The 8,967-nt window shown below is 50.7% G+C and carries 7 protein-coding genes; 4 read left to right on the forward strand and 3 right to left on the reverse strand.

Annotated features, from left to right (window positions below; translation table 11 throughout):
- Nucleotides 1–215 precede the first annotated feature (215 nt).
- Nucleotides 216–1,091 carry an LLM class flavin-dependent oxidoreductase gene (locus AAC007_RS17260; RefSeq protein WP_219043024.1) on the forward strand — a complete coding sequence of 292 codons (876 nt, stop codon included), beginning with the start codon at nucleotides 216–218 and terminating at the stop codon, nucleotides 1,089–1,091.
- A gap of 532 nt (nucleotides 1,092–1,623) precedes the next feature.
- On the opposite strand, the gene AAC007_RS17265 is transcribed toward AAC007_RS17260, so the two are convergent.
- Nucleotides 1,624–2,274 carry a TetR/AcrR family transcriptional regulator gene (locus tag AAC007_RS17265; protein ID WP_295874665.1) on the reverse strand — a complete coding sequence of 217 codons (651 nt, stop codon included), beginning with the start codon at nucleotides 2,272–2,274 and terminating at the stop codon, nucleotides 1,624–1,626.
- A gap of 111 nt (nucleotides 2,275–2,385) precedes the next feature.
- On the opposite strand from AAC007_RS17265, the gene AAC007_RS17270 reads away from it, so the two are divergent.
- Both AAC007_RS17270 and AAC007_RS17275 read left to right on the forward strand, forming a co-directional pair.
- Complete coding sequence (locus tag AAC007_RS17270; RefSeq protein WP_296434983.1) at nucleotides 2,386–3,747, forward strand: cytochrome P450; 1,362 nt, start codon at nucleotides 2,386–2,388, stop codon at nucleotides 3,745–3,747.
- 717 nt (nucleotides 3,748–4,464) lie between these two features.
- A complete protein-coding gene (locus tag AAC007_RS17275; RefSeq protein WP_219043021.1) occupies nucleotides 4,465–5,487 on the forward strand; it encodes an LLM class F420-dependent oxidoreductase in 1,023 nt (340 codons plus the stop codon).
- 743 nt (nucleotides 5,488–6,230) lie between these two features.
- Here AAC007_RS17275 and rlmJ read toward each other — a convergent pair.
- A complete protein-coding gene (rlmJ, locus tag AAC007_RS17280) occupies nucleotides 6,231–7,061 on the reverse strand; it encodes a 23S rRNA (adenine(2030)-N(6))-methyltransferase RlmJ (protein WP_339678482.1) in 831 nt (276 codons plus the stop codon).
- Between the two features lie 33 nt (nucleotides 7,062–7,094).
- Entirely contained in the window at nucleotides 7,095–8,069 is a 975-nt protein-coding gene (locus tag AAC007_RS17285) for a class 1 fructose-bisphosphatase (RefSeq protein ID WP_339678485.1), read from the reverse strand.
- Between the two features lie 171 nt (nucleotides 8,070–8,240).
- Here AAC007_RS17285 and AAC007_RS17290 point away from each other — a divergent pair, with 171 nt between their 5' ends.
- A complete protein-coding gene (locus AAC007_RS17290; RefSeq protein WP_339678488.1) occupies nucleotides 8,241–8,498 on the forward strand; it encodes a hypothetical protein in 258 nt (85 codons plus the stop codon).
- The last annotated feature ends 469 nt before the right edge of the window (nucleotides 8,499–8,967 follow it).

An 8,967-nucleotide genomic window follows, 5' to 3' on the forward strand; every position in this document is an offset into this window, starting at 1 on the left:
CTTCCGACTTCCGACTTCCGACTTCCGACTTCCGACTTCCGACTTCCGACTTCCGCCCCCACCTTGTTTTCCCTAATACGGTCTAATTTTTTAAACCTGCTGCGCCATTCGGATGAGGCGGCGGATTTTACTTTGTATTATTGTCAACCGATCCACGTTTGCGCACGTATCCTTGAGCAAACGCCAAGACAATAACGACGGGAAAGGACGTAGCAATGAAATTCGCTTATCACCACAGTATGTGCCCCGCGGAGCAGTATCTGCCTTTGACGCTAGAGGCAGAGAAGTTGGGCTTCGATACCATTACGATGCCAGACAGCATTTGTTATCCCAAAGAGGGGAGTTCTAAATACCCCTACAACAGTGATGGCAGCCGCGAATTTTTGGATGGTGTTCCGTTTATCGAGCCCTTTTTGCTAACGGCTCATTTGGCGGCATTGACCAGTAAAGTTCGTTTTACCACATCGGTGCACAAGCTTGCCGTTCACGAGCCAGCTTTAATTGCTAAGACATTGTCTAGCCTCGCCATTCTTACCGGAAATCGCTTTGGTTACGGTGTGGGAATCAGCCCCTGGTCAGAAGATTTTGAAGTGACGAATGTCGCCTGGGAAAAGCGCGGCAAGCGTATGGACGAAATGATCGAAATCATTAACGGCCTTATGTCAGGGGAGTACTTTGGCTATAAGGGCGAAATGTTCGATATGCCCGAGATTAAAATTTGCCCCGTGCCGAGCGTAAGACCGCCCATTTTGGTTGGCGGACATTCTGTGCCAGCATTGCGCCGTGCGGCCCGTTTGGGTGACGGTTGGATCGCCGCTGGTGGCGAGCTGGATTCCATCAAAGGTATGGTCGATAAAATTAATGAATTCCGCAAAGAATTCGGTCGTGACCACCTGCCTTTTGAATTCCATGCGATGACGGCAGAAGCCTACTCTGCGGATGGCATAAAGCGCCTTGAAGATATCGGAATCGACGAAGTGTTAGTTGCTTTTCGCGATGTATACGCATCAGAAGCGGATGATAAAACTGTGGAAGAAAAGGTCGGCATGATGTCGTGGTATGCCAACGAAGTGATCGCCAAGTCTCGTTAATTGCTTTGATTGTGCAGACGCCCGTGTTGAGCGGGCGTTTTTTATTAGATGAATCATTCAGATAATATTGATGCTCGGTGTTAGTCGGGTATTTGAAGCCTCTTTTTTGCCATCCTAAAAATCACAGTGAGTTGAGCTTAGTCAGGGCGACCCTAAATTCCGCACACTTCGTAGCTAACCCAATCTCAGCTATTGTCATCCCCGACCCTCCAAACTCCGCCATACCAGAGCCTTCAAGACCACGTCATACCCGACCCCGATCTGGGATCCAGTTGAGCGAGAGCGAATGCCTTTGGTTTCAGCGACGTATGGTGGTGCTCAGAGTCCGAGGTTTATGGATCCTCAATCGAGTTGAGGATGACGGTTGGGTGAGTAGAGGATGACCGCACTTTATCTCGTCATCCCCGACCGCGATCGGGGATCCAGATGAGCGTGAGCGAATGCCTTTCAATTCTGCAAATCTACCTTATAATTCTCGACTTCCGACTTCCGACTTCCGACTTCCGACTTCCGACTTCCGACTTCTTCCTTTCTAGCTCGCCTTCGGCTTTAGCAGTTCTAGCAGCTGAAATAGGTATTCGGCTTTTTCTTCGCGCTCATTGAAGGGGCACATGAGCAGGTTTTTGGCCATGCCGTTAACGAGGTCGAAGGCGATGCTGGTGATTTCTTTGGCGCTTATCGCTGTAGTGACATGACCTTTGTTTTGCATGTCGCTGATCATAGTCGCCATTATGTCTCTGAATTGGCTATTCTTTTCTCGCTCTGCTTGCAAGCTGGCGTCGTGGGTCAGTGCAAAGGTGTGGAGGTTGAGACGGACGCGCCATTCAAGGTCTGATTCCGCATCTAGCGGTAAGCCGGCCTTAATTACGGGGTAGAAAGACTCGATACTGGGGCTTTCGTCGGCGATCGCTTCTTGCATGCGCAGGTCGATGCGCTGATCAGCCCAGCGGAATGCGGCGATGACGATTTCTTCCTTGCTGCTGAAGTAATGTGACAAAACGCCAATAGAACAGCCAAGCTCCTTGGCCAGTGCGCGGGTAGTGAGCGCTTCCAAACCCTTGTTTGCTATCAGGCTGGCGGCGGCGCAAGCTACTTCTTCGCGACGGTTGTCGTGGTCTACTTTCCTCAATTTTCGTACCTTATTATCGGTGGTGTGGCGCAGTGCTTCGTTGTCATAGGCCAATAATATACCGAAGATGACCAATATTTCATATCGGACGCTTGATATGTATGTTGCCCGAGCCTATGATTGTTCCAAATAATGAATTTCATCGAACCCTACGGAGGGCCGATTATGACCACGGCAGCAAATCCAGATTACAAATCCGCCAAGAACAATGAAAACCTTGATCATATTCCGGGCTCATTTGGTCTGCCAATTATTGGCCAGACGTTCCAGTTGGTGAATGACCTTTACGGCACCATCGACAATCAGTATAAAAAATTCGGCAATGTTAGCCGCTTTGGTTTAGCGGGTTTCCGCGGTGCCTTATTGATTGGCCCAGACCTCTACAAAGAAGTTTATCTGGATAAAGATAAAAACTTCTCTGCTGAGATGGGTTATATGGGATCGCTAGGGCGTTTTTATAAGGGCGCCTTGTTACTGCGAGATCACGAAGAGCATAAATTCCAGCGTCGTATGATGCAGTCTGCATTTAAGAACGATGCGATGAAAGGCTACATTGGCACAATGGGGCCGATGATTGCGGAAGGTATTTCTGACTGGGGCGAGCAGGGCAATTTATTATTTTTCCCTGCTATTAAACAAATTTTATTGGATGTCGCCGCGAAGATTTTTGTTGGTCTGGAAGAGAGTGACGAGCGGGCAGCCAAGTTAAATAAAGCATTTTTGGATATTGCCAATGGCTTGATGGGCATCATCACTAAAGAGCTTCCTGGCACTAAATACCGCAAAGGTAAAATTGGCGAGCGCTATTTACACCAGTTTTTTGGTAGCTTGATTGCAGATCGCCGCGCTGGCGATGGCACAGATACCTTCAGTTATTTTTGCCGTGAAAAAACCGAAGACGACGAGTATTTTTCTGACGACGATATTATCGCGCACATGGGCTTCTTGCTGTTTGCAGCCCATGACACGACCACAAGTGCACTGACTCACATGCTTTATCACTTGGGTCAAAACCAAGAGCTACAACAGCGCTTGCGCGACGAAGCAATGTCTATCGATAAACCGTTTTTAGATTACGAAGATCTTGAGAAAATGCCGTTGATGGAAGTGGCGGTGAAGGAAGCGTTGCGTCTACATCCCTCGGTTATGATGATGCAGCGCCGGACTATCAACGAGTGCGAGTTGGGTGGTTATACACTTCCACCAAACACCATTCTGTTTATGGCACCGCAGCACACCCACCGTATGGCGGAGTACTGGGATGAGCCAGAAAAATTCGATATTGATCGCTGGTTAGAGCCGCGCAATGAGCACAAACGCCACACCTTTAGCTTTGTCGGTTTTGGTGGCGGTGCGCATAAGTGCATTGGAATGCACTTTGCGCTTATGCAGGTTAAGAACTTTATGCATCAGTTCTTGCGTCAATACGAATTCCGTATGGCTGATAATTTCAGCGGCAAAATGCAGACCGTACCGCTTCCTAAGCCTCTCGATGATTTGCCAATCGTTGTGAAGCGCCTTGCCTGAAGCGGTCGCTATGTGACCCCCGGCTCCGGTCGGGGGTGACGTTCCGACGGTTTGGCATGGCCCTTTCATCCCGCCCCCCACACTCGGTCATCTCGAACCCTGACCGGGGATACAAGCGCCAGCGAATGCTTTTGGGTTTTGCTTCTGGCTTCTGACACCAGACATCGGTCTAATATTAAGGCTAATGCATTTTGATTCCCGATATCCGGCGGAAATAAAGCGGCGTTCTTTAGTTCTTAAAGCGCCGGTAGTGCGTGCAAATTCCGAGGTATATGGATCCTCAATCGAGTTGAGGATGACGGCTGGGGAAGTTGGACGATGACGGCTGGGGAGTTGAGGATGACGGCGGCGGTGCATTGAGGATCACGGCGGTAATGCGTTTTGGGTGACACCACTGCACTATGTCTTCCGGGATATTTAAAAACCACGTCATCCCGACCCTTAAAAACTACGTCATCCCCGACCCCGATCGGGGATCCAGATGAGCGATAGCGAATGCCTTTGGGTTTTACTTCCGGCTTCGGACATCCGTCTACATTAAGGCGATTGCTTCCGGTTTTACCTCATGCGCCCGACATCAGACCCCGGACATCCCCAAAGCAATGATCTTTTTCGTCACCCTGCGATAAGGGTATTTGAGCGGAGATGTCATCGGCTGGTGCTTCTTCGCGCCGTATAATCTTTAGAGCGTCATCGGAATAATAAAGAGGATTTGGTATGAAACTCGGCTTACATCTCGGTTATTGGCAAAAGCATCCTACGGATCGTTTCCTCGAATTGGCGCAGGCCGCCGAGAACATGGGTTTCGATTCGGTGTTTACGGCAGAAGCCTACGGCTCCGACTGTTTCACGCCGCTGGCAGCTATTGCGGCCACCACAAGTAAAATTCGCTTGTGTACAGGCGTTATGCAATTGTCAGCCCGAACGCCGGTATGTGCGGCGATGACGGCGATGACCCTGGATCACTTATCAAACGGCAGGCTGTGTTTGGGTGTAGGTGTTTCCGGCCCACAGGTGGTGGAAGGTTGGTACGGCCAGCAGTTTAAACGCCCGCTTGAGCGCACCCGCGAGTGGTTGGATATTTTCCAGCAGGCCGTGTCTCGGGAAGCGCCGGTTGAGTTTCATGGTAGCCAATATAATTTACCGTATCAGGGACCTAATAACCTCGGTTTAGGCAAGCCTCTCAAAAGCATTACCCACCCTCTTCGCAAAAAAATACCGGTGTTTTTAGGCGCTGAAGGCCCAAAAAATATTGCGCTTGCCGCGGAGAAGTTTGACGGCTGGATGCCAATTTTTGTATCGCCATATCGCCTGAATATATTCGACGAAAGCCTCGCGAATAAGTCTGACGATTTTGAAATCAATGCGATGGTAAATTGCATCGTTAACGACAATCTCGAAGAGGCACTCTACCCCGGCAAGATGACGATGGCCCTTTACCTCGGCGGCATGGGTGCTCGCCACGATAACTTCCATAAAAACCTAATGGGCAGAATGGGTTTTGGTGATGAGGCCGAGAAGGTTCAGGACTTGTGGTACGAAGGGAAGCATGACGAAGCGATCAAAGCCGTCCCCGATGCCTTAGTTGACGAAATATCTTTGCTTGGGCCTAAAGAGCGTATTCGTGAACGGCTGCAGGACTGGAAAAAGTCAGGCGTGACGACCCTGATGATTGGCCACAGAGATCATTTTGATACCTCCATAGAAACCATGGAATTTATTGCCAACGAAGTCGTATAAGTACAGTATTTACGCTGTTCCCTGCCATGATGCTCGACCTCAAATCTTGTGTCATGGTGGGTATACATAAATTGTTTTGGAATTAAGCTGGTTGGAACAACTAAAAGTCCGAGATATTGCTCTCGGGTTTTACTCCCGGCGTCCGGCACTAGGCCCTCTTGGTAACTAAATCGAATTCCCTATGTTTTTAAGACGCAATGCGTTTCTCGGAGTCTGAGGTCTATGGATCCTCAATCGAGTTGAGGATGACGGTTGGGGCGTTGAGGATGTTAAGTGGGTGTGCATATCGCCGCCATTGAAGGCCTTGAGAATGACTTCGCCTTATCTCGTCATCCCCGACCCTCCGCACTACGTCATCCCCGACCCCGATCGGGGATCCAGATGAGCGATAGCGAATGCTTTTGATTTTCACGTCCGACACCAGACTTCCGCCGTAACTAAGATGAATAGTCTATGCATTTAAGCGACACGGAGGTGGTCTGAGTCTGAGGTCTATGGATCCTCAATCGAGTTGAGGATGACGGCTGGGGAGTTGAGGATGACGGTTGAAGGCCTTGAGAATGACTTCGCCTTATACCGTCATCCCCGGTCCTCCGCACTACGTCATCCCCGACCCCGATCGGGGATCCAAATGAGCGCCAGCGAATACTTTTGACTTTCACGTCCGACGTCTGACGCCAGACTTCTGACCAATACCTCAGCGCGCTTAATCACTAATTTTTTAATATTCCGCAAAACCTAATTTACGCAATTACCGCGTCAAGCAGAAAGGGCTTATGTTCCCCGTCAGCCAGCAGGCTTTGTAATACCGGCATGACTTCTTGCAGTTGGGTGTTTAGCTGCCACGGCGGGTTGATGACAAACATCGCGCTGCCATACATGCCGTGAGTGCCTTGTTCTGCTTGAACACAAAGTTGGGCGTGTAAAAAGTTATTTGGTGATAGGGCTTTTAGGCGACGACCTAAATCTTTGGACTCATCTCGCGGAATGAGTGGGTACCACAGCGCATAAATCCCATTGGGAAAGCGTCGTTGGCTGTCTTTTAACGCTGAGATGACATTGCGGTAGTCGTTTTTATCTTCGTAGGGCGGGTCGATTAATACCAGAGCGCGCTTGCTCGGTGGTGGCAGCAATGCTTTTAAACCCGCGAAGCCATCTGCTTCGTTAATTTGGGCGTGCTGCTTAAAGCGCTTGCTCAAGTTCTGGTGGTCGTTGGGATGTAGCTCAAATAAATGCGCCTTGTCTCGTTCGCGCAATATCGCTAATGCAATGGCTGGTGAGCCGGGATAACCCGCAGCTTCATTGGCACAGCATTGGTCGATGACCTCTAGATACCGTTTTAATGGCGCGGGAAGTTCACTCGCGTTTCGCAGTTTCGCGATGCCGGTTTCAAATTCGCGATTTTGCGCGCTGAAGGCGCTGGCGAAGTGATAAAAGCCGGCGCCAGCGTGGGTGTCGATATAAGAAAGCGCAGTGGTTTTTTGCATCAGGTAGTCGAGGATAAGTACCTCGACCACATGCTTTAACACGTCGGCGTGATTGCCGGCGTGAAAGCCGTGGCGATAACTAAGCATTGCCGAATAGTCCGGTGTGGGCGCCGAGGGAGTTCAGCGCTGATGATAGTCAACGCAAAGCGCGACTTCGTTGGCGGCACCCAAAATAACAGGAACGCGTTGGTGAATATGCTCAGGCTGAATATCTAAAATTTTACCTTCGGGTGTCCATACTTCGCCGCCTGCCTGCTCTACTAAAAAGCCCATCGGGTTGGCTTCGTACATTAGGCGCAGCTTGCCAGCTTGGTCGGGCTTGCGGCTGTCCCAAGGGTAGGTGAATAAACCGCCGCGACACAGAATGCGGTGAACATCAGCCACCATGGCCGCCACCCAGCGCATATTGAAGTCTTTGCCGCGGGGGCCATCTTTACCGGCAATCAGATCGGCAATGTAGCTTTGCATCGGGGCAACCCAGTGGCGCTGATTCGACATATTGATTGAGAATTCTTTGGCGTCGGCGGGAATCGTCACGTCCGCTTCGGTGAGCAGGTAGTTGCCGGTATCTTGATCTAAGGTAAACATCACCACGCCGTTCCCGGTGCTCAGCACCAGCATCACCGATGGACCATACAGCACGTAGCCCGCCGCTCTTTGATGACGCCCTGGTTGCAGAAAGTCCTGCTCAGTTACGACTGCCTCGCCAGTGTGGGGTAGGACTGAAAAGATCGTACCCACCATGCTGTTGATGTCGATATTCGACGAGCCGTCTAAAGGATCGAAAGTGACTAAGTAGCTACCGCTAGTGTGGCAGGGTACTACGTCGGTTTCTTCCTCAGAGGCTAAACCGCGTACCGCCGGCAAGGCGGCAAGGGCCTCTTTGATCATATCGTTAGCAATAACATCTAACTTCTTTTGATCTTCGCCCTGCACGTTCTCGGCGCCAGCTGCACCGAGAATGCCGGCAAGCGCGCCTTTGGCCAGCGCTTTGCTGATATCCGCACTCACATTGGCAAGGCCGAGAATAATGGATTGCAGTTCGGGTGCGACGGTGGCGTCGGCTAAATACTGGGGCAGGTCGATTCTGCTCATGTAATGATAATTCCGTTTAGCGTGGTGATAGCGGTCTATTATGCCATTCGAGGGGGTGAGAAGACAGGCAAGTAACTCGAAGAGGCAGGAATTTGCGTCGAGGATTTTACATGATGCCGTCGAGTGATTTATGGTTAAGAGGCTAATTTCAAAACTGATAAGGAGGTCACAATGAAATTTCGTCTAGCTGTGTTCTTATTTTGTTTCTGTATTTTCCCCGCAGTCCACGCCGCAGGCTGGGAAGCTTGTCGCGCCCGAAAAGTTGAAGCTGTGCGTCTAGAGCAAGCCCTCGGCGACGGTAAAAAATTAAAAGGCTACGCAAGCGGCGCGGCGATGAAAAAAGCCCGTCGCAGCAAAGAAGATTGGATTCGGAAGAACTGCCGATACTACTCGAGTCGCTTAAGAGATGTTGAGCGCGACATGATGTGATGTTGCGGCCGCGGCGTAGCCGTTGCCACGCTGCGGGTCACCGTTTTGTTATTTCCTGCGTCATCCCGGGCAATTTAACACTCCTTCATCCCTGACGCTCTGTACTACGTCATCCCCGACCTCGATCGGGGATCCATTTGAGCGTAAGCGAATGTGTTTAACGTCGGACGTCGGACGTCAGACGTCTGAAGTACGTGCTAGCCAGTTCGGCGCGGCACGAATTCCGAGATGACTGCATCCTCAATCACATTGAGGAAGACGGCTGGGGTATCGGACATGACCGTGGCAAGACGCGCAGAGGATGATGGCACCATACCACGTCATCCCCGACTCTGATTGGGGATCAATGCGAGCGCCAGTGAATGCCTTTTGCGTCGGGCGTCAGACGTCTGACGTAACTGTGTAGTGCTGCATAGCCCCGAGGTTTATGGATCCTCAATCGAGTTGAGGATGACGGTTAGGGGGTTGA

It is taken from the genome of uncultured Zhongshania sp. (assembly GCF_963975605.1).
GTDB lineage: Bacteria > Pseudomonadota > Gammaproteobacteria > Pseudomonadales > Spongiibacteraceae > Spongiibacter > Spongiibacter aquimaris.

What these genes read in the sequence shown, in the direction of transcription:
- AAC007_RS17260 (WP_219043024.1), top strand. Translation starts at nt 216, where the DNA reads ATGAAATTCGCTTATCACCACAGTATGTGCCCCGCGGAGCAGTATCTG.
- AAC007_RS17270 (WP_296434983.1), top strand. Translation starts at nt 2,386, where the DNA reads ATGACCACGGCAGCAAATCCAGATTACAAATCCGCCAAGAACAATGAA.
- AAC007_RS17275 (WP_219043021.1), top strand. Translation starts at nt 4,465, where the DNA reads ATGAAACTCGGCTTACATCTCGGTTATTGGCAAAAGCATCCTACGGAT.
- rlmJ (WP_339678482.1), bottom strand. Translation starts at nt 7,061, where the DNA reads ATGCTTAGTTATCGCCACGGCTTTCACGCCGGCAATCACGCCGACGTG.
- AAC007_RS17285 (WP_339678485.1), bottom strand. Translation starts at nt 8,069, where the DNA reads ATGAGCAGAATCGACCTGCCCCAGTATTTAGCCGACGCCACCGTCGCA.
- AAC007_RS17290 (WP_339678488.1), top strand. Translation starts at nt 8,241, where the DNA reads ATGAAATTTCGTCTAGCTGTGTTCTTATTTTGTTTCTGTATTTTCCCC.